The organism is Actinomadura sp. 7K534, from assembly GCF_004348575.1.
GTDB classification, from domain to species: domain Bacteria; phylum Actinomycetota; class Actinomycetes; order Streptosporangiales; family Streptosporangiaceae; genus Spirillospora; species Spirillospora livida.
On record NZ_SMKB01000048.1, the window covers coordinates 1 to 20,409 of the forward strand.

At 70.1% G+C, this 20,409-nt stretch carries 19 protein-coding genes; 9 read left to right on the forward strand and 10 right to left on the reverse strand.

Annotation, left to right across the window (positions count from 1 at the left end; genetic code table 11):
• The first annotated feature begins 148 nt into the window (after window positions 1-148).
• The 3 genes from E1266_RS12675 to E1266_RS12685 all read left to right on the forward strand — a co-directional run bounded on the left by E1266_RS12675 (window position 149) and on the right by E1266_RS12685 (window position 2,606).
• Entirely contained in the window at window positions 149-979 is an 831-nt protein-coding gene (locus E1266_RS12675) for an LLM class flavin-dependent oxidoreductase (protein ID WP_132046541.1), read from the forward strand.
• Window positions 980-1,050: 71 nt separating this feature from the next.
• Window positions 1,051-1,374 carry a YciI family protein gene (locus E1266_RS12680; protein ID WP_132046542.1) on the forward strand — a complete coding sequence of 108 codons (324 nt, stop codon included), beginning with the start codon at window positions 1,051-1,053 and terminating at the stop codon, window positions 1,372-1,374.
• On the forward strand, window positions 1,371-2,606 hold the full coding sequence (locus tag E1266_RS12685; protein ID WP_132046543.1) for a DUF6596 domain-containing protein: 1,236 nt from the start codon (window positions 1,371-1,373) through the stop codon (window positions 2,604-2,606). The genes E1266_RS12680 and E1266_RS12685 overlap by 4 nt, the downstream gene beginning before the upstream one ends.
• Window positions 2,607-2,676: 70 nt before the next feature.
• On the opposite strand, the gene E1266_RS39385 is transcribed toward E1266_RS12685, so the two are convergent.
• Window positions 2,677-4,041 carry an RICIN domain-containing protein gene (locus E1266_RS39385; protein ID WP_132046544.1) on the reverse strand — a complete coding sequence of 455 codons (1,365 nt, stop codon included), beginning with the start codon at window positions 4,039-4,041 and terminating at the stop codon, window positions 2,677-2,679.
• A gap of 27 nt (window positions 4,042-4,068) precedes the next feature.
• Window positions 4,069-5,487: an endo-1,4-beta-xylanase gene (locus E1266_RS12695; protein WP_132046545.1), complete on the reverse strand. Its 1,419-nt coding sequence runs from the start codon at window positions 5,485-5,487 to the stop codon at window positions 4,069-4,071.
• A gap of 383 nt (window positions 5,488-5,870) precedes the next feature.
• Between E1266_RS12695 and E1266_RS12700 the strand changes: the two genes are divergently transcribed.
• Complete coding sequence (locus E1266_RS12700) at window positions 5,871-7,298, forward strand: non-reducing end alpha-L-arabinofuranosidase family hydrolase (protein WP_243718388.1); 1,428 nt, start codon at window positions 5,871-5,873, stop codon at window positions 7,296-7,298.
• Between the two features lie 208 nt (window positions 7,299-7,506).
• Window positions 7,507-9,126, forward strand: coding sequence for a lectin (locus E1266_RS12705; RefSeq protein ID WP_132046547.1), 1,620 nt, complete (start codon window positions 7,507-7,509; stop codon window positions 9,124-9,126).
• A 10-nt stretch (window positions 9,127-9,136) separates the two neighbouring features.
• On the opposite strand, the gene E1266_RS12710 is transcribed toward E1266_RS12705, so the two are convergent.
• Window positions 9,137-9,754, reverse strand: a complete 618-nt coding sequence (locus E1266_RS12710) for a LysE family translocator (protein ID WP_132046548.1) — start codon at window positions 9,752-9,754, stop codon at window positions 9,137-9,139.
• A gap of 115 nt (window positions 9,755-9,869) precedes the next feature.
• On the opposite strand from E1266_RS12710, the gene E1266_RS12715 reads away from it, so the two are divergent.
• Window positions 9,870-10,655 (forward strand): AraC family transcriptional regulator, encoded by a 786-nt coding sequence (locus E1266_RS12715; protein WP_165966061.1) that lies wholly within the window; start codon window positions 9,870-9,872, stop codon window positions 10,653-10,655.
• Window positions 10,656-10,715: 60 nt separating this feature from the next.
• Here E1266_RS12715 and E1266_RS12720 read toward each other — a convergent pair whose 3' ends face one another.
• From E1266_RS12720 to E1266_RS12735, 4 genes are all read right to left on the reverse strand, one after another.
• Window positions 10,716-11,663, reverse strand: coding sequence for a sigma-70 family RNA polymerase sigma factor (locus E1266_RS12720; RefSeq protein ID WP_207945603.1), 948 nt, complete (start codon window positions 11,661-11,663; stop codon window positions 10,716-10,718).
• 18 nt (window positions 11,664-11,681) lie between these two features.
• Window positions 11,682-12,899 carry an FAD-dependent oxidoreductase gene (locus tag E1266_RS12725; RefSeq protein WP_132046551.1) on the reverse strand — a complete coding sequence of 406 codons (1,218 nt, stop codon included), beginning with the start codon at window positions 12,897-12,899 and terminating at the stop codon, window positions 11,682-11,684.
• Window positions 12,900-13,032: 133 nt separating this feature from the next.
• Window positions 13,033-13,620: a dihydrofolate reductase family protein gene (locus tag E1266_RS12730; protein ID WP_132046552.1), complete on the reverse strand. Its 588-nt coding sequence runs from the start codon at window positions 13,618-13,620 to the stop codon at window positions 13,033-13,035.
• A 3-nt stretch (window positions 13,621-13,623) separates the two neighbouring features.
• Window positions 13,624-14,220, reverse strand: a complete 597-nt coding sequence (locus E1266_RS12735) for a dihydrofolate reductase family protein (RefSeq protein ID WP_132046553.1) — start codon at window positions 14,218-14,220, stop codon at window positions 13,624-13,626.
• A gap of 182 nt (window positions 14,221-14,402) precedes the next feature.
• Here E1266_RS12735 and E1266_RS12740 point away from each other — a divergent pair, with 182 nt between their 5' ends.
• Complete coding sequence (locus E1266_RS12740) at window positions 14,403-15,521, forward strand: helix-turn-helix transcriptional regulator (RefSeq protein WP_132046554.1); 1,119 nt, start codon at window positions 14,403-14,405, stop codon at window positions 15,519-15,521.
• 104 nt (window positions 15,522-15,625) lie between these two features.
• Here E1266_RS12740 and E1266_RS12745 read toward each other — a convergent pair whose 3' ends face one another.
• On the reverse strand, window positions 15,626-16,588 hold the full coding sequence (locus tag E1266_RS12745) for a WYL domain-containing protein (RefSeq protein ID WP_132046555.1): 963 nt from the start codon (window positions 16,586-16,588) through the stop codon (window positions 15,626-15,628).
• 63 nt (window positions 16,589-16,651) lie between these two features.
• Between E1266_RS12745 and E1266_RS12750 the strand changes: the two genes are divergently transcribed.
• A complete protein-coding gene (locus E1266_RS12750) occupies window positions 16,652-17,794 on the forward strand; it encodes an epoxide hydrolase family protein (protein ID WP_132046556.1) in 1,143 nt (380 codons plus the stop codon).
• Between the two features lie 78 nt (window positions 17,795-17,872).
• On the opposite strand, the gene E1266_RS12755 is transcribed toward E1266_RS12750, so the two are convergent.
• Window positions 17,873-18,319, reverse strand: coding sequence for a MarR family transcriptional regulator (locus E1266_RS12755; protein ID WP_207945604.1), 447 nt, complete (start codon window positions 18,317-18,319; stop codon window positions 17,873-17,875).
• Between the two features lie 77 nt (window positions 18,320-18,396).
• Here E1266_RS12755 and E1266_RS12760 point away from each other — a divergent pair, with 77 nt between their 5' ends.
• Window positions 18,397-19,338 (forward strand): NAD(P)-dependent oxidoreductase, encoded by a 942-nt coding sequence (locus tag E1266_RS12760; protein WP_207945605.1) that lies wholly within the window; start codon window positions 18,397-18,399, stop codon window positions 19,336-19,338.
• Between the two features lie 34 nt (window positions 19,339-19,372).
• Here E1266_RS12760 and E1266_RS12765 read toward each other — a convergent pair whose 3' ends face one another.
• Complete coding sequence (locus E1266_RS12765) at window positions 19,373-20,341, reverse strand: pyridoxal-phosphate dependent enzyme (RefSeq protein WP_132046558.1); 969 nt, start codon at window positions 20,339-20,341, stop codon at window positions 19,373-19,375.
• Between the last annotated feature and the right edge of the window lie 68 nt (window positions 20,342-20,409).

Sequence of the window (20,409 nt, forward strand, 5' to 3'; positions counted from 1 at the left end):
CCCCTGAGGCGCCCCTCACCCCCCGCGCCGGCCACGGAAGATTCTCAGAAGAATTTCCGGAGAGGGTGTCGGATCGGGGCGGCGGCGTTCGTGGCAGGGATGAGACGCCGACCAGGGCGCCCGAGGAGAACGGATGAGGACCGCGACCATGACCGATTCCACGGCAACCCGCGCAACCAAGCCCTTCCGATTCGGGGTCGTCGCCCCGCTCACCACGGACCTGCCGACATGGCGAGACCGCGTGCGCCGCATCGCCGACAGCGGCTACTCCACGCTGCTGATGCCCGACGTCCCGAAATGGCAGCCGGCACCCGCCCCCGCGCTGGCCGTCGCGGCCGGCCTCGCCGACCTGCGGGTGGGCACCTGGGTGTACGCCTCCCCGCTGCGCCCGGCTTGGAGCACCGCGTGGGAGGCGCACTCGCTGTCGGTCCTCACCGAAGGCCGCTTCGAGATGGGCATCGGCACCGGCAGGCCCGGCATCGAAGACGAACTCCGCGAACTGGGGCTGCCCGTCACACGACCGGGCGAGCGGCTGACCCAGGTTCGCGAGACTGTGACGAAGCTGCGCGAGCTCGACGGTCCCGACCTGCACACGCCGGTGGTCATGGCCGTGCGCGGCCCGAAGGCCCGGGCACTGGCGGCCGAGTTCGCGGACACGGTCACCTTCGCGCTGATGCCAGGGGACGACCGGGCCGAGATGACGCGGTCGGTACGCGACTTCCGCACCGACCGGGACGTCGAACTCTCGCAGCACGTCGCGGTGGTCGGCGACTCGGTGGCGCCCTTCATGGCGTCCCCCGACACCGACCCCGCCGCGCTTCGAGCGGCGGACTCGCTGGCGGTGCTTCCGGACGACCCCGCGGCGGCCGCCGAGGAGATCCAGCGGCGGCGGGAGGAGATCGGCTTCTCCTACTTCGTCTTCGGCGCCGACTTCGCCGAGAAACTCGCTCCGGCCGTGGCCGAACTGGCCGGAAACTAGGCAGAGTCGTTCGCAGCCGCGCGTGGGGCTTGGCCACGCGCGCGCCCCAGACCACAGGAGATGATCTTCAGATGCAGTACCTGGTTTCCGTGATCGACGACAAGAGCGATCCCGGCAGCACGGACAGGCAGCCCGCCATCAGCGCGTTCAACGACCGGCTGATCGCCGAGGGCTACTGGGTCTTCGCGGGCGGGCTCGCCGACACCGACACGGCCACGGTCGTCGACAACCGGGGCGAGGAGGCGGTGTTCAGCGACGGGCCCTTCGTGGAGTCGAAGGAGTACCTCGCCGGCGTCTGGGTGTGGGAGGCCCCCGATCTGGACGTGGCGCTCCGGCTTGCCGCCGAGGCGTCGGAGGTCTGCGACCGGAAGATCGAGGTTCGGCCGTTCCGGTGAGCGACGCCGCGGAGTCGATCACCCGGGTCCACCGCGCCGAGTGGGCACGGGTGGTGGCCGCCCTGACCAGGCGGTTCGGTGATCTCGACATCGCCGAGGAGGCGGCGGCCGAGGCGTTCGCGGCGGCGGTCGAGCGGTGGCCCGCCGACGGCGTCCCGCCCAACCCGGGCGGCTGGCTGACCACCACCGCGAACCGCAGGGCCATCGACCGGATCCGGCGCGAGAACAAGCGCGACGACAAGCACAAGGAGGCTCGGATGGTCTACGCCGACGACCCGCCCGAGCCCGTCGGCGCCATCGACGACGACCGGCTCCGGCTGATCTTCACCTGCTGCCACCCGGCGCTGGCGCCGGAGACCCGCGTCGCGCTGACGCTGCGCCTGGTCGCGGGGCTGACCGTCCCCGAGATCGCCCGCGCCTTCCTGGTGCAGGAGCCCGCCATGGGGCAGCGGATCACCCGCGCGAAGGCCAAGATCAAGGCCGCGCGGATCCCGTACCGGGTGCCGTCCGCCGAGGACCTCCCGGCACGCGTCTCCGGCGTGCTCGCCGTCCTGTACCTCGTGTTCAACGAGGGCTACCTGGCCACCGGCCCCGGCACCGATCCGGTGCGTCCCGGCCTGACCGCCGAGGCGATCCGGCTCGCCCGCCTGATCCGCGCCCTGCTGCCGGACGACGGGGAGGCGGCCGGGCTGCTGGCGCTGATGCTGCTCACCGAGGCCCGCCGCACCGCCCGGGTCTCGGCCGGCGGCGAACTCGTCACCCTGGTCGAGCAGGACCGCGGATCCTGGGACGCGGCGCTGATCGCCGAGGGGCACCGGCTGGTACGCGAGCGCCTGGCGGCCGCCGCGGCCGGCACGGCTCCGGGCCGCTACCAGATCCTGGCGGCGATCAACGCCGTGCACACCTCGGCCCGCGACGCGCGCGACACCGACTGGTCCCAGATCCTGGCCCTCTACGACCAGCTCGTCCGCCTCGACCCCTCGCCGATCGTCGCCCTCAACCGGGCCGTCGCGGTCGCCGAACTCGACGGCCCCGAGGTGGCACTGGCGGCCGTCGACCGGCTCCGGGACCGGCTGGCCGGCTACCACGCCTACCACGCCATCCGCGCCGACCTGCTGCGCCGCCTCGGCGACGGCCGCCGGTCGCGCGCCGCGTACGACAGGGCCATCGAGCTGGCGGGCAACACCGCCGAGGTCGCCTACCTGACCCGCCGCCGCGACCAGCTGGGGTAGCGCCCGTCCCTTTCAAGGAGGGCGGGGTGGAACCAGGCCGCGCCTGGCTCCACCCCGTTGTGCAGGTGTGTCACTGGAACTGTGCGAAGAACCTCCAGATCTCTCCCTTGGTCCAGGTGGCGACACCGCTCTCGTTGGTGGAGCCGTCAACCGGAGCGGGTATGTGGCCTCCATCGAAAGCGGCCCACTGGACCGGATACCCGGCGCGGCAGCCCGAGTAGGCGGTGGTGATGTGCGTCCGGCTGCCCTGGGCGGGCTCCCGCGGGCTCTGGGGACTGCAGCCGTTGTTGGCGACGAACTTGTCCCGCAGGGACCGTCCTTGCGCGATGTTGAGGACGGAGTCGCCGATGCCGTGGATTCCGAAGTAGGCGATGGGCTGGGCGCCGCCGCTGCACCCGCTGATCTGCGCGCCGGAGATGACCGCGACGGCCCTGAAGTCGTTCGCCCGGGCGCAGGCGAGGGCGTAGCTCATACCGCCGCCCCAGCTGAAGCCCGTGGCGAACCGCTGTGTCGTGTCGACGCAGAGGCCGTCCTCGATCCGCCGGATCATGTCGTCGACGAAGGCGACGTCCTCACCGCCCGAATTGGCCCATCCGTTGCCGAGGCCCTGCGGAGCGACGAGGATCGCGCTGTTGTTCGACTGCTCCTGCTGGCCGTAGTACGACCAGGCGCTCCCGCTCGTTCCACCCGAGGCGACGTCGTTGGCGGTGCCGCCCCGCCAGTGGAACGCGAAGATCAGCCGGTAGGGGTGGCCGCTGTCGTAGCCGTCGGGAACCCTGAGGATGAAGCTGCGGCTCTTGCCGCCGCTCTGGATGGTGTGCGTACCGCTGGTGAGCGTCGGCGCGCTGCCGCACCCGCCATCGCCACCGCCGTCGGACGACAGCTCGACCATCTGCCACTGCTGGTTGGCGCCGCCCCAGTCGGTGTACTGGACGACGCTGCCGCCGTCGGCGGTGGAGGCGCCCTGGACCTCCACCGCCTTGCCGCTGCTGCGGCTGATCAGCCGGACGTGGCCCGCGTCGGAGTCGGCCAGGCGGAACTGCTGGTTGGTCCCGCCGTGGTCGGCCCACTGCTGGATCGCGGCACCGTCAGCCGTCGAGGCGCCGGCCACGTCGAGCACCTTGCCCGAGTGCCGTGCCCTCAGCCGGTAGAAGCCGCCGCCGGAGTCCACGAACTGCCACTGCTGGTTGGCTCCGTCGTGGCGCGTCCATTGGTGGACTCGCGCGCCGTCGCCGGTGGACGTGTCGGAAACGTCCAGCGCCTTGCCGCTGTTGCGGTTGACCAGGACGTACCAGGCATCGGTGTCCACCGTCGCCGCGTCGGCCGGCGCCGGGGTCACCGCGACGAGCGTCCCGGCCGCGAGGGCCGCCGCCACCGCGGCGGCGAACCGTGACCATCGGCGTCGCCCGCGCGAGGCCGCAGCGTAGATCTTCATCGATTCACCCTTTCCGCTTGCCGCAGGTCAGGTGAGGGTCCAGCGCTGGTTGTCGCCGTTCCAGCAGGAGTAGAGCTGGATCGGTGCGCCGTTGCCGGAGCCTGCCGCGTCCAGGCAGAGGCCGGACTGGACGCCGACGATGGACCCGTCGGAGTTCAGGCGCCACTTCTGGTTGTCGCCGCCCCAGCAGCTGTAGATCTGGACCCTGGCGCCGTTGCCGGTGCCGGCCGCGTCCAGGCACTTGTTGCCGTAGACCCTGAGCTCGCCCGCGTCCGTGGGGGCCCACTGCTGGTTGGTGCCGCCGTGGCAGTCGTACAGCTGGACCTGGGTGCCGTCGCTGGTGCTGGCGTTGGGCACGTCAATGCAGCGGCCCGAACCGACGCCCCTGATCGTTCCCTCGTCCCCGGGGGGCTCCGGCGAGGTGCCGCCGTTGAGGGCGTTGAGGACCGAGGTGTAGGCGGACTTCTTGTTGCCGTTGCCGTCGAACAGCAGCGGCGTCTGCTCCGAGCGCCAGGAGTCGGTGTCGCGGACGCCCCACACGGTGATGCCGAGGCAGCGGGAGACGGCGAGGCAGTCGTTGACCACGTTGGCGTAGGTCGTGGGCGAGGCGCCCTGGATGTCGAGCTCGGTGATCGCGACGTCGACGCCGAGGGCGGCGAAGCTCTGCAGGGTGGTGCGGAAGTTGCTGTTGTACGGGCTGCCGCTGTTGAAGTGGGACTGGAAGCCGACGCAGTCGATGGGCACGCCGCGCTGCTTGAAGTCGCGGACCATGTTGTACATGGCCTGGGTCTTGGCCCAGTTCCAGTTCTCGACGTTGTAGTCGTTGTAGCAGAGCTTGGCGGACGGGTCGGCGGCGCGCGCGGTGCGGAAGGCGACCTCGATCCAGTCGTTGCCGGTGCGCTGCAGGTTGGAGTCGCGGCGGGCGCCCGAGTTGCCGTCCTCGAAGGCCTCGTTCACGACGTCCCACTGGACGATCTTGCCCCGGTAGTGGGCCATGACGCCGTTGATGTGGTCGATCATGGCCTGGCGCAGCGCGCCGCCGCTGAGGTTCCGCATCCAGTCGGGCTGCTGGGAGTGCCAGGCCAGCGTGTGGCCGCGCACCTCCTTGCCGTTCTGGACGGCCCAGTTGTAGATGCGGTCGGCGGCGGAGAAGTTGAACTGGCCTCGCTGGGGCTCGGTGGCGTCGATCTTCATCTCGTTCTCGGCGGTCACCGAGTTGAACTCGCGGTTCGCGATCGTCGTGTACACCGAGTCGTTGAGCCTGCCGGAGGCGATCGCGGCGCCGAAGTAGCGGCCGCTCTGCGCCGCCGCGGCGCCCAGCGTGCTCTCCGCGGCCGCGGCCTGGGACGGTGCCACCAGAGCGGCGGCCGCGGTGAACACCCCGAGGGCGCCGGCGAGGAGGGCCCGCCTGCGGGCCCGGGCTCTGGGCATGGCGTTGGTACGCACGTCTGTTTCCTCCATGAAGCAAAGAAGGGGCGGGAGCACGGACACAGCCGTGCGACAGACGCCGCGCTCCACTCGGGAACGCACACACCACCGGGGCGTCGAGGACTCAGTGTGAGAGGCCGAACGGATCCCGTCAATAGTTTCAAAACTTTTCATCGCGGAGATCCGGCCGCCGGCTTTTGCATGCGTTCTAGCAGGTGGCTTACGCTCGAAATTTTTCGACGGCTCCGGGTTCTTGACGATGTCGCACCGGCTGTTATTTACTCCGGGCCACCGCCACCCCCCCGATCACCCGATGGAGAGAGGTCCCCGCCCGGCAGGAAATGTTAGCGCTAACACAAGCAGGATGAAGGGAAGAGTTCATGCTGAGGACCGGTGCAGCAGTGCTGGCATCGCTCCTGCTGTCGGTGTTCCTGTCCGTGCTGAGCACACAGACGGCCCAGGCCGCGACAGTGGATGTGAACAAGTGGTACGTCCTGGTCAACCGCAACAGCGGCAAGGCCCTCGACGTCTACAACCTGGCGACCAGCAACGGCGCCCGCATCACCCAGTGGGCGAGGAACGACCAGAACCAGCAGCAGTGGCAGTTCGTCGACTCCGGCGGCGGTTACTACCGCCTCAAGTCGCGCCACTCCGGCAAGGTGCTGGACGTCTACAACTTCTCCACCGCCAACGGCGCCTCGATCGTCCAATGGTCCGACCTGAACGGCACCAACCAGCAATGGCGCCTGGCCGACAGCTCAGACGGCCACGTCAGGCTCATCTCGCGCCACAGCAACAAGGCCCTCGAAGTACAGGGCGCCTCCACCGCGGACGGCGCGAACATCGTCCAGTACGACGACTGGGGCGGGGCCAACCAGCAATGGCAGCTCGTCGAGGTCGGCGGTGGCGAACCCACTCCGAACTGCGACCTTCCGTCGACATATCGCTGGTCGTCAACAGGTCCATTGGCCCAGCCCAGGTCGGGATGGGTCTCGCTCAAGGACTTCACCGTCGCCCCCTACAACGGCCGGCATCTCGTCTACGCGACAACGCACGACACGGGGACGAGATGGGGCTCGATGAACTTCGGCCTGTTCTCCAACTGGTCGGAGATGGCCTCGGCCAGCCAGAACGCGATGTCGAATTCCACCGTCGCGCCCACGCTCTTCTACTTCGCCCCCAGAAACATCTGGGTGCTCGCCTACCAGTGGGGCAGCACCGCGTTCTCCTACCGGACGTCGAGCGACCCCACCAACCCGAACGGCTGGTCATCGGAGCAGGTGCTCTTCTCCGGAAGCATCAGCAATTCCGGGACCGGCCCCATCGACCAGACGGTCATCGGCGACAGCAACAACATGTACCTCTTCTTCGCCGGTGACAACGGCAGGATCTACCGGGCCAGCATGCCGATCGGGAACTTCCCGGGCAGCTTCGGCTCGTCCTCCACAGTGATCATGAGCGATTCGACGAACAACCTGTTCGAAGGCGTTCAGGTCTACAAGCTCCAGGACCAGAACCGCTACCTCATGCTCGTCGAGGCGATCGGCTCCCAGGGCCGCTACTTCCGCTCGTTCACGTCCACCAGCCTGAACGGCTCGTGGACACCGCAGGCCACCAGCGAGAGCAACCCCTTCGCCGGCAAGGCCAACAGCGGCGCCACCTGGACCAACGACATCAGCCACGGCGAACTGATCCGCGCCGGCGCCGACCAGACCTTCACCGTCGACCCCTGCAACCTCCAACTCCTCTACCAGGGCCGCAGCCCCAACTCGGGCGGCGACTACGGCCTCCTGCCCTACCGCCCGGGCCTGCTGACCCTGCAGCGCTAACGAGGTGGCACCGGGTCCGGCTCAGGAGCCGGACCCGGTGTGGCGGGCTCGGCGGCAGGCCGAGCCCGCCACGTCCACCGCGAACCGGCCGCGCCCCTGCGGCTCGCACCGCGCCCACGACGGTCGTCCCAGCCCGGGACATCCGGCCCTCGGGGCGGCCGGCCCACCCCCCATCGACCCGGTCCTCGGACCGCTGCGGAGCGACCCTATGAGCAGGAAACGAATCCGCGCGCTGCTGACCATGGTGGCCGTGGCCGTAGCACTCAGCCCAGCCACCCAGGCCCAAGCGCTGGAGAACGGCGTGGGCCGCACCCCGCCGATGGGGTGGAACACCTGGAACACGTTCGGCTGCAACATCAACGAGACTCTGATCCGGCAGACCGCCGACGCGCTCGTCGGCTCCGGCATGCGCGACCTCGGATACGAGTACGTCGTCGTCGACGACTGCTGGTTCGACCCCAACCGCGACTCGGCCGGCAACCTGCGGGCGAATCCGTCGAGGTTCCCGAGCGGGATGAAGGCGCTCGGCGACTACCTGCACGCCAGGGGCCTGAAGTTCGGCCTCTACCAGGCGCCCCTGGACCGCACCTGCGCCCAGTACTTCGGCTCCTATCCGGGCGCCACCGGCAGCCTCGGCCACGAGACCCAGGACGCCCGCCAGTTCGCCGCCTGGGGCGTCGACTACCTCAAGTACGACTGGTGCTCTCCGACCGGCACCATCGACGACCAGGTGCGCACCTTCGCGAAGATGCGCGACGCCCTGGCGGCGACCGGACGGCCGATCCTCTACAGCATCAACCCCAACAGCATCCACGAGAAGACCGGCCCGCAGCGGAACTGGGGCGACGTCGCCAACATCTGGCGCACCACCGAGGACATCACCAACGTCTGGAACTCCGGCCAGACCAACGGCTACCCGATGGGCATCCAGAACATCGTCGACGTCAACGTGCCTCTGGCGGGCTACGCCGGGCCGGGGCAGTTCAACGACCCCGACATGATGGTGGTCGGCCGCGGCGGCATGACCGACACCGAGATGCGCAGCCACTTCGCCCTGTGGGCCGTCATGGCCGCGCCGCTGATCGCGGGGAACGACGTCCGGAACATGGACGCCGCCACCGCCGCGATCATGAAGAACCAGAATCTGATCGCCATCAACCAGGACCCGCTCGGCCTCCAGGCGACCCAGATCAGCAACGACGGCACCCGCCGCGTCCTGGCCAAACGGCTGGAGAACGGCGACGTCGCGGTCGCGCTGTTCAACCAGGGCGGCGGCACGACGACGATCAGTACCACCACCTCGGCGATCGGCCTGTCCGGCGGCTCCTTCAGCCTTCGCGACGCCTGGACGAACGCCGTCACCTCGACCACCGGCACCATCTCGGCGAGCGTGCCGCCCCATGGCACCGCCGTGTTCCGGGTCAGCGGCGGCACGCCCAGCCCCGTGTCCCAGATCCGGGGCGTGGGGTCGGGACGATGCCTCGACGTCACCGAGGCGTCCCAGGCCAACGGGACGCGGGTGGAGATCTGGGACTGCCACGGCGGGAGCAACCAGCAGTGGACCTTCACGGCGGCCGGTGAACTCCGGGTCTACGGAGGCAAGTGCCTCGACGTCAACGACAACGGCACCGCCGACGGAACCAGCGTGATCATCTGGGACTGCAACGGCCAGAACAACCAGAAGTGGCGCATCAACACCGACGGAAGCATCACCGCCGTGGGCGCGAACAAGTGCCTGGACGTACCCAACAACTCCACGGCCAACGGCGTCTACGTGCAGATCTGGACATGCCACAGCGGCCCCAACCAACGCTGGACCCGCCCCTGACCGCCCCCTGTCAGCCGTGCGGCCAGAGGAACAGGGTGACCGATGCCACCAGCAGACCGGCCATCGTGCAGCGGTAGATGAGCCACGTCCGCGGCGAGCCGAGAGATTTCTGGAGCGCGGCGCCGAACACCAGCCAAGGCAGGCAACTGGGCAGTGCGGCGAGCATGAACAGAGCCGTGAGGATGAGGGACCGGCTCAAGATCCCGCCGTGCTGGTTCAGGTAAGTGGCGTTGGCGGCGACGCTGATCAGCCAGCCTTTGGGGTTGGCCCATTGGAACGCGGCCATGCCGAAGAAGCCGGACCAGGCAGGGGAATTCGTGTCCCCCTCCGTAAAGGGTGCGGTCGCGATCCCCCAGGCCATCCAGCAGAGCAGCACCGCGCCGCCCCACTTGAGGGTCTCCAGGAGCCAAGGGCGGTCGAGGAGCAGGCCGCCGATTCCCAAGGTGACGGCCAGCAGCATGGCGCTCATCCCGATCACCTGCCCGAGCAGGCTCGGCATCCCCCGCCGTACACCGGCCTTCGCGCCGGCGGCGGCCAGCAGCACGTTGCTGGGACCGGGGGTTCCCGCGGCCACCGCGGCGAACGTCATGAATGCGATCGCCTGGGTCGGGGAGAGGGAGACTTCCATGGCTTCTCCTTAGACTCCGCATATGGCGTCCAGAGTGGCCAGACCGCATCGCACCGGTATTGAACGATCGTGTGTCGCGGGCGAATGGGTGGAAACCAGCGGCCCCGTGGCCGGCGTGGAGTTGTTCCGAGCCGGGCTGCGCGGCCGCCCGTACAGCCGGCACCGGCACGACGTCTACGCCGTCGGGGTCACCGAAGCGGGGGCCCAGGCGTTCCACTACCGGGGAACGGTGGAGCGCAGCGCCCCGGGACAGGTCTTCGTGCTGCATCCCGACGAGCTGCACGACGGCTGGGCCGACGGGCCGGACCTCCTCGGCTACGCGCAGGTCTATGTCGCCCCGGCCCGCATCGCCGACGCCCTGTCGGCCATCACCGGACGACCGGCGCCGCTGCCCTTCGCCGCCCCGGTGACCGACGACCCGGTCCTCGCGCGCACGATACGGGCGGCGTTCGATGCGACGACCGAGCCGCTGGCGCTGGATGCCTTGGTCCTGGAGCTTGCCGAGGGCCTGCTCCGGTGCAGGGCGACGGCCCCCCGCGCTCCTGACCGGCCCGGCCGCCTCGACCTGGCCGCCCTCGAACGCGGCCGAGAGTTCCTGGAGAACCGGCCGGCGGTCGTGCGCTCCAGCGAACTGGAGGCGGTCACAGGGCTCGACCGCTACCAGTTCGCACGCCAGTTCCGTGCCCTGTACGGCACCAGTCCCTACCGATACTCGATCATGCGCCGCCTCGACCTCGCCCGCGAAAAGCTGCGCATGGCCAGGCCCCTGGCGGAGACCGCTCACGCGGCCGGCTTCGCAGACCAAGCCCACTTCACCCGAATGTTCAAGGCGGCGTTCGGCATGACACCTGGCTGCTACGCGAGGCTATGCAGAAGGCCAGGACCGTATCCGGAGCCATGACGGGCCACGAGTCCCGGACGTTCACCGGCAGGCGGGCACGAGGAGTTCGGCAACAAGGGGTCACCACCGCGTGATGAGCGGTGCGTCGGGTTCGTGCCGCCAGGACGCGGTGATGCGGGCGAGGCGGGCCGGGTCGGCGATGCCGTGCAAGGTCGCGATCTTGCCGCCGGTGATGTCGAACGCCACGACGCCGACGACCTGGTCATCGAGCACGACGATGATGGCGGGGGTGTCGTTGACCAGCGCGTAGTGGATGGCGGGCGCGCCGCCGAGTCGCCGCTTCGCAAGGGCGGGTTGGAAGCCGGCCCGCGCGACGGTGGCGATGCCCTGCGGAGTGTCGTAGCGCAGCAGCGTCCTGGTCAGCCCGGCGCCGTCGGAGATCGCGGTCGCGTCGTCGGTGAGCAGCGCCATCAGCCGTTCGGTGCGGCCCGAGGACGCGGCGGCGAGGAACTCCTCGACGATCCTGCGGGCGGATGCGGGGTCGACGTCGCCGCCGCGGCGGCGCGCGGCGGTGATGCGGCGACGGGCCCGGTGCAGGTGCTGCTGGCTGGCGGACTCGGTGATGTCGAGGATCTCGCCGATCGCGGCATGGCCGTACGAGAACGCCTCACGCAGCAGGTAGACGGCCCGCTCGACGGGCGACAGGCGCTCCATGAGGGTCAGCACGGCCAGCGAGACCGCTTCGCGCTGCTCGGCGGTGTCGGCCGGGCCGAGCATCGGATCGCCGTCCAGGAGCGGCTCGGGCAGCCAGGCCCCGACGGTGCGTTCGCGGCGGGCCCGTGCCGAGCGGAGCCGGTCGAGGCACAGGTTGGTGACGACCTTGGTCAGCCATGCCTCCGGCACCTCGATCCGCTGCCGGTCGGCCCCCTGCCAGTGCAGGAACGCGTCCTGGACGGCGTCTTCGGCGTCGGCGGCGGAGCCCAGCAGCCGGTAGGCCAGTGCGGCCAGCCGGTTCCGGCTGGCCTCGAACCGGCCGATGTCGAAGCGATCGGTGGCGGCGGCGTCCACGTAGACCAACCTAGGCGGCTACGCGGCCGGCATCTCGGCGGACGCGGCCGCCCGCCCAGCGACCGTGTCCGGCTCGGCCAGGCGGCGCCTGCGCTTGGGCACGCCGAACGTCGGATGCGCGGTGCCCCACAGCGCCCCCCTCTGGAGGAACTCCTTGACCCGCATGACCTTCCGGCCGCCCATGTACCGCGGCCTGGCCTGCGCCGCACCGTCGATCAGCTGCAGGATCCCGTCCCGCCGTCCGAGGCTGATGGCGTTGTACCGGTAGGCCATCTTGACGTGCGCGATCTCGCGGCCGGTCAGGCGTCCCACGATCGCGCTGATGGCCTGGCGGCTGGTGTAGCCGGCCGACCCGCAGTTCATCGGCAGCGGCCGGCCGCTGTCGCCGAGGACATGGACGCTGTCGCCGACGGCGTAGACGTTCGGGTGCGAGACCGACCGCATGGTGCGATCGACGATCATCTGACCCTGTTCGGTGACCTCAAAGCCGCTGGCGGCGGCGATGGGACTGACCGCGAACCCGGCCGTCCACACGGTCGCGTCGGACGCCAGGACGGTGCCGTCGCCGCACCGCACCCGCCCGGCCTCGACGGCTTCGACACTGGTGTGCTCCAGGACGGTGATGCCCAGCCGGTCGCAGGCCCGGCGCAGGTGGCCGCGGGCTCCGGGGGAGAGCCGGGCGCCCAGCTCGCCGCTGGCGAGAAGCGTCACCGACAGGCCGGGCCGGAATTCGGCGACCTCGGTGGCGGTCTCGATGCCCGTCAACCCGTCGCCGACGACCAGCACGCTCCCGCCTCCACCCTGCCTGTCCAGGCTTTCCAGGCGCTCGCGCAGGCGCAGCGCCGAGGGCATGCCGGCGACGTCGAAGGCGTGCTCGGCCACGCCGGGGACGCTCTGGTCGGCGACGCGGCTGCCGAGCGCGTACAACAGCGTGTCGTAGCCGACCTCGCCGCCTCCCTCGGCGTCGGCCACGGCGACGACCTGGCGCTCAGGGTCGACGGCGGTGACGCGCGCCACCCGCAGCCGTATGTCCGTGCCCGCGAAGACGTCGGTGAGCGGCGGCGCCTCGACCTCCAGGCCGGCCGCCAGCTGGTTCAGCCGCTGCCGCTGGACGAAGTGCGGCACGGCGTTGACCACGGTGATCTCGATGTCCGCCGGCGACAGCCGACGGGCCAGGTTCCCGGCCACGTAGGCCCCGGCATAGCCGGCGCCGAGGACGACGATGCGGTGCTTCATGCGCTGCTCCTGTCGGTTCGCTTGCTCCTCGTGACTTGAGCGGAGCAGCGTCCCGATACCTGACAGGAACCGCATATGTCATGGGTCACACCCAGCCGAGCGCGAACCACCGTCCGCGGGCGGGGTTCGCCGGTCAAGGGCGGCGGACGCGGTAGCGCAGGTGCATGACCTGCCGTGCGGGATCCTCGGTCTCTGGAGAGGTCAGCCGCCGGACCAGGTCGAGCTCGATGTGCTCCGCCGGCAGGCCGTCGAACAGCCGCCGTCCCTGCCCGAGCAGGATCGGCACGACATGGAGTTCCATCTCGTCGAGTTGCCCGGCCCGCAGCAGTGCCTGCGCCGCCCCGGCACCGTGCACCATGACCTCGCCGTCCCCGGCCGACGCGCGCGCCTGCGCGGCGCACTCGCGCACATCGGTGACGTAGCGGACGCTGCCCGGTGGCGGGTCGTCCGGAACGTCGCGGGTCAGGACGAAGACCGGAACGCCGTCGTGGTGATCGCCCTGCCAGCGGTCGGCCAGTTCATAGGTGCGACGGCCGGAGATGAGGGCCCGAGTGGACATCGCCTCGGAGAACACCTGCCCGCTCGGACCCGGATCGTTGCGCCGGTCGAGCCAATTGAAGAGACGGAACCCGCCGATGCCCAGTGGGGCGTCCGCATTGTCCTGGGGCCCGGCGACGTAGCCGTCCAGGGACATGGTCATGTAGAGCCGGATGATCGCCATCGGTCAGCCCTCCGACCGCACGCGGTAGCGGAGATGCTGCACGCCCGGAGCGTCCAGCGCACGGATCAGTTCGAGTTCGACGTGGTCGGGCGGCATGTTCTCGAACAGGCGGCGGCCCTGCCCGAGCAGGACGGGCATCAGCTGCAGCTCCATTTCGTCCAGCAGACCGGCGCGAAGGCACGCCTGCGCGGTCGCGGCGCCGTGCAGCAGGATGTCGCGGCCACCGGCGGCGGCCTTGGCCTGGGCGACGCACGACTCGATGCCGTCGGTGACGTAGCGCGCGTGTCCCGGTGCGGGCTTGCCGGGTGCGGCATGGGTCAGCACGAAGATCGGAACGCCGTCGTGGTGGTCGCCGGCCCAGCCGCCCGCGAACTCGAAGGTGCGCCGACCGGTGATCACCGCTCCCGTCGCCATGGCCTCGTCGAACACCGTGGCGTTCGGCCCGTCGGCGGGACGGTGCGAGCGCGGGTCCACGCCCCCTGGACGCAGCCAGTCGTGCAGCCGCTCTCCGTTGACTCCGAGCCCGTGCTCCGGCCCGTCGTCCGGACCGGTGATGAACCCGTCCACCGACATCGACATGTACAGCACGACCTTGCTCATCGCGGCTCCGATCCGGCGGCGAAGACTGCGGTGGTCATCATGAAACGCGATTCCTTACGTGACGGAGTTTTCCGGCCTGCGCCGGGCATTGACCTGCTCACTCAGCATGCAAGATCGCGCGACAGGGGTGTATCCCAGATTTCTGGGAGGACGCGCAATGCGATTCGGGTACTTTTCGGTGCATGGCAAATGCGGCGGTCCACGCACGCGTTCGCGACGACATCGTGCGGCTGGTTCACCGGGACCTGCCGGTGCCCGAGTTCTCCCGGGCAGTCGGTGATGCGCTGGGCCGCGCCGTACCCGCCGAGGGCACCTGCCTGATGACGATCGACCCGGCGACCATGCTGCCGACCGCGGAGTTCGTCGAGAACGGCCTGCCCGCCGCCGAGCTGCTCCGGCTCGTCGAGATCGAGGTGCGCGAGCCGGACTTCAACAAGTGGGTCCGGCTGTCCCGCGCGGACCGCCCGGCGGCCAGCCTGAGCGAGGTCACCGCCGGTGATCTCGACCGCAGCCTGCGCCAGCGCGAGATCCGCCGCCCCGGTGGCTTCGCCGACGAACTGCGCGTGGTCCTGGCGGGCGGCAAGGCGACCTGGGGCGCCCTGACCGTGTTCCGGGAGGCGAACCGTCCCCACTTCTCGGCGGCCGAGGTGCGGTTCGCGTCGTCGCTGGCCGGGTTGATCGCTGACGGACTACGGCGCGGACTCCTGCTCGGCGCCGCACGGGCCGGCGACCCCGACACCGGCCTGCTGATCCTCGACGCCGACGACGGCGTGCAGATGTCCAACCGAGCTGCGCAGCGCTGGCTGGACGAGCTGGGCACCGGCGACCGGGCAGGCGCCGAACTGCCGCTGGTCGTCCCCGCCGTCGCGCGCCAGGCCCGCGCCCTGTGCGACTTCCCGCCGACCGCGGCACGCGCGCCGGCCGATATCCGGCCGGCCAGGGCCCGAGCGCGCACCCGATCGGGCCAGTGGCTCATCGTCCGGGGCTCCCTGATGGGCGACGGACCGGACTCGCCGGTCGCGGTGATGCTCGAAGCGGCCCGTCCCGCCGAGATGGCGCCGCTGATGGCCGATGCCTACGGCTTCACCGACACCGAGCGGCGCGTGACCGAACTGGTGGCGCAGGGCCTGTCCACGAGGCAGATCGCCGACCGGCTGCAGGTGTCGTCGTACACCGTGCAGGACCACCTGAAGTCGATCTTCGCCAAGTCCGGCACCGGCTCGCGCGGCGACCTGGTCGCCCGGCTGTTCTTCGATCACTACGCCGCCCCCCTGACGCTGGGAACCGCACCGCCCCCGTGAGGTTCGACCACCCATCACGCCGCGACCCGACAACGCGCAGGCCGCAAGCCGCGGCGTCGAGTTGTACGGCCGCCGTTGCACGGGCCGGGTGGAAGGGCCGGGATTCACGTCGTGGACGCGCCGCCCGCCGCGCGGCGGAATTTCGTCGCGAGGCGATCGAACGCCGCCGCGAGCTCGGCTCCGTCGATCACCTCGATGTCGAGGTCGAACTGCGTCATCCACAGCGCTAGCCGGTCCGGGTCGTCGGACCCCAGCTCGACCTGGCACGTGGACTCGTCGACCACCTCGATGTCGACCGGGATGCGGATCTTCGCGGCGACCGTGGCGGCGGGGGCGTGCACGAGTACCCGGGCGCGGTACTTCCAGGCCGCCTTGCTGACGCGCCTGACGACGTACTCGACGGCCTCGTCCTCCGAGACCGCGCGCGGCTGGAACCGCTCGCCCGTCGGTGCGTGCGGAACCATGCGGTCGACGCGGAAGACCCGCCAGTCGGCACGGTCGAGGTCCCACGCGAGCAGGTACCAGAGCGACCCCCAGCTCACCAGCCGCTGCGGTTCGGTGCGGCGGGCCCCTTCGCCGCCCCCGGACTTGGTGTATCCGAACCGGAGCCGTTCGCGGCCGCGGATCGCGGCGGCGACCGCACCGAGAACCGAGAGATCGAGCGGCGGCCGAGCCCCTGGAACGACGCTCGTCGCCTCGCGTACCGCCTCGACGCGCCGGCGCAGGCGCGAGGGCAGCACCTGCTCCAGCTTCGCGAGCGCGGTGAGCGATGTCTCCTCGACGCCGAGCCTCTGGGTGGCGACCGCGCCCAGTCCGACCGCGACGGCGACGGCCTCGTCGTCGTCGAGCAGCAGCGGGGGCATCGCCGTCCCGGCGGCCAGCCGGTACCCGCCCGCGACGCCGGGGCGAGCGTCCACGGGATAGCCGAGCGACCGCAGCCTGCCGATGTCGGCGCGCACCGTCCTCGTGCTCACCTGGAGGCGGCCGGCGAGCTCGGAGCTCGTCCAGTCGCGCTTGAGCTGGAGCAACGACAGCAGTTCGAGCAGGCGGGCGGAGGTCTCCAACATGTTCTCGATCTTTTCAGCAATCGCGGAAGCAAACCTGCCGCATTGCCTGGAAGCGTCGGTGTCATGAACGAGAACAACGCACTCACACCGTTCCGTATCGACATCCCGCAGGCCGACATCGACGACCTGCGCGACCGGCTGGCACGCACGCGCTGGCCGATCCCCGTGCCGGGCCGGGACGATCGCACCGACTTCAGCCGCGGCATCCCGCCGGTGTACCTGAAGGAGCTCGCCGAGTACTGGCGCGACGGGTTCGACTGGCGTGCGCAGGAGGAGAAGCTCAACGAGTACGAACAGTTCACGACGGTCGTCGACGGCCAGACGTTCCACGTCGTCCACGCGCGGTCGGCGAACCCGGAGGCCGTCCCGCTGATCCTGAACCACGGCTGGCCGGGCTCGTTCGTCGAGTACCAGCGACTCGTCCCGCTGCTGGCCGACGTGTTCCACGTGGTCATCCCGTCGCTGCCCGGGTTCGGGTTCTCCACCCCGCTGTCGGGGACCGGCTGGGAGCTGGCGCGGACGACGGAGGCCTACGCCGAGATCATGACGCGTCTCGGCTACGAGAGGTTCGCTGCCCACGGCACCGACATCGGTGCGGGCACCACCGGCCGCCTCGCGGCGCTCTACCCGGAGCGCGTCATCGGCACGCACACCGGCAGCGACCCCCGGGTGCTCGGGTTGCTCGGCGACAAGTTCCCGTACCCCGACGGTCTGTCCGATGACGAGACCGCCCAGATCGAGGCGATCCGCACCGAGGACGCGGCCGAGCGCGGGTACCTCCTGATGCAGGACCATCGTCCCGACACGATCGGCGCGGCGCTCGCCGACTCGCCGGTCGGTCAGCTCGCGTGGATCGCCGAGAAGTTCAAGACCAGGACCGGCGGCGACCACCGGACGCCGGACGAGACGGTCGACCGCGACCAGCTCCTCACGAACATCAGCCTGTACTGGTTCACCCGCAGCGGCGCGTCGAGCGCGCAGTTCTACTACGAGTCCGAGCACTCCGGGATCGACTTGTTCATGCCCTCCGACGTGCCGTCCGGATGGGCCGTGTTCGGCACCCACCCGCTCATGCGCCGCGCGATGGACCCGTGGAAGGCGATCGGCCACTGGAGCGAGTTCACGGAGGGCGGTCACTTCCCCGCAATGGAGGAGCCGGAGCTGCTCGCGAACGACATCCGCACCTTCTTCCGCGGCATTTCCTGACTCCGCGTCAGTGCCCGCCGGGCCGCGAAGACCCATTCAAGGCCCGGCCGGCCCGGAGGCTCGGCTTCTGAAACCGGCCTAGTCGTCCGAGCGGAGTACGAGCTTCTGCAGGGAGCTTCGTAGCTGCCCGGCGGCCTTCGGGGTGAGGGACGCCAGGAACTCGCGCTCGGCTTCGTCGTTCACCTCAGTGGCCAGGCGGAGGGTCTCGTGGCCCGCGTCGGTCAGTTCGACCACGTTGCGGCGGCGGTCCTGCGCGTGTGGGTGACGTGACACCAGGCCCTTGCCTTCCAGGGCGTCCAGCATCGCGACCATCGTTGTGCGGTCGATGCCCAGCCGCTGCGCCGCCTCCTGCTGGGACGCCGGTTCGCGGCCGGCGAGGGAGAGCAGGACGCCCAGCTCGCGCCCGTCGATGCCGTAGGGCGTCACCGCGTTCGCGGTCAGCTCCGCCATCCGGAGGTGCGCGTGCTTGAGCAGGTAGACGAGATTGCCGCTCAGCCCGGGGCCCGGTCCATCACCGCTAGACACGGCAGAACTCTATCGCTAGCCTGATCGTCAGTAACACTGATAATCAGCAAAGCGACAGAAAGGGGAGGCTAATGCTCTTGGTCACCGGAGGTCTGGGCTTCATCGGCTCCCACACCGTGCGCGCACTGCTAGACCTCGGCGAGAGCTGCGTCCTGGTCCAACGCCGGAGCCGCGAGCTACCGGCAGGCCTCGCAGGCAGGCAGGCCACGCTTGAACAAGCCGACGTCACCGACCTGAACGCGCTGCTCGACATCGGCAAGCGCCACCAGATCACCGGCATCCTGCACCTCGCGGGCTCGATGCCCTGGCCGCCCGACCCTCAGCAGCCCATTGAGGCGGCGCGCAAGGCCCTGGACGGGCTGTTCAACGTCTTCCAGGCGGCCCATGAGTGGAATGTGGACCGGGTCGGTGTCGCGAGCACGATCGGCGTCTACGGCGGCGTCGCCGGCGACGGCCCGCTCAGTGAGGACATGCCGCTGTCGATGGCCTCGGCCCACCTGATCCCGACCTTCAAGAAGATCGGCGAACTGCTCAACGGCCACCTGGCCGACGCCACCGGCATCGACGTCGTCAACTACCGCATCTCCGCTACCTGGGGCCCGCGCGACCCCCACGGCGCCCTGTTCTTCGCCGCTCCCGAACTCGTCCACGCCGCCGCCCGCGGAACCGAGCCGAACCTGTCCACGCTCCCCGGGCCCGCCCACGCGGAAGACTCGATCGACCTGTGCTACGTCAAGGACACCGCCCGGGCGATCGCACTCCTCCAGCTCGCGGACCGGCTCGACCACCGCACCTACAACATCGCGTCCGGCCGCGCGACGACCAACGCCGAGATCATCGCCGCGATCAAGCAGGTGGTGCCCGACGCCAAGGTCGAACTGCCCACCGGAGGAGACCCACGGCAGAGCTACCTCGACATCACCCGGCTCCAGCACGACACCGGCTACAAGCCCGAGTACGACACCGAACGAGCGGTCGCCGACTACATCGCCTGGCTACGAGCGGGCAACGAGCACTGAACACCCGCCTCGCCGGGTCGCGGCCGTGGCTGAGCTACGGACCGGCGCCAACCCATCGGTGATAGTCGTCCAGGTCGACGTTGCTACCGCAGATGATGGTGACCACGTGGCGGCCGGCGAAGCGGTCCGGGTCTTCCAGGACGGCGGCGACGCCAAGGGCCGCCGAAGGTTCGACGACCAGACCCGCGTGCTGCAAGAGCAACCGCATCCCCGCCATGATGGACGCCTCCTCGACCAGGACGGCGTCATCGGCCACCACCAAGAGATCGTCCAGCACCGCGGGGATGGGGTACCTACCGGCGACGCCGTCGGCGATGGTGTCGGCGGAGTCGGTGGTGACGACCCGGCGCTCCCGCCAGGAGCGGGTCATCGCGGGCGCGCCACGAGGCTGCACACAGATCACTTCGGTTCCAGGCGCCAGAACCTTGAGGACGTAACCCACACCGGTGGCCATGGCACCGCCCCCAAGGGCGATCAGCACGGCATCGGCAGACGGCGCCTGCTGCGCCAGCTCCAGACCAATGGTCGCCGCACCCTCACAGGTCTCGACGTCCAGACTGTCCTCGACCAGCCGAATGCAACGCCGCCGCGCGATCTCCGCTGCCCGCTCCCGCGCCAACTCGAAGTCGCCATCGACCACTTCCAGCACCGCACCCGAGGCGCGAATCCGATCGAGCTTGGCCGCGGGCGCCCGACGCGAAGCCACGACCGTCACGTCCATGCCATGGCGGCGCCCTGACCAGCCCAGCGCCCACCCCAGATTGCCGGCACTGGCGCACACCACCGCCGTCCGCCCCTGATCCCGCAGCCCACCCACGACAAGCTCGGTACCCCGCGCCTTGAAACTGCGGACCGGGTTCGCGGTCTCCAGCTTGATGCTCACCGCACACCCGAGCGCGCGCCCCAACGCGTCGCACCCGAACAACGGAGAATCCAGAAACACAGGGTCGATCACGCCGCGAGCCGCACGAACCCGATCAAGCTCCAGACGTGTCCTGAACACAACGCAAAAACGTACCCGACCCAACCGTCACCCGGTCGCCGTCCACGGTTGCGCCGTCGATTGCGGGC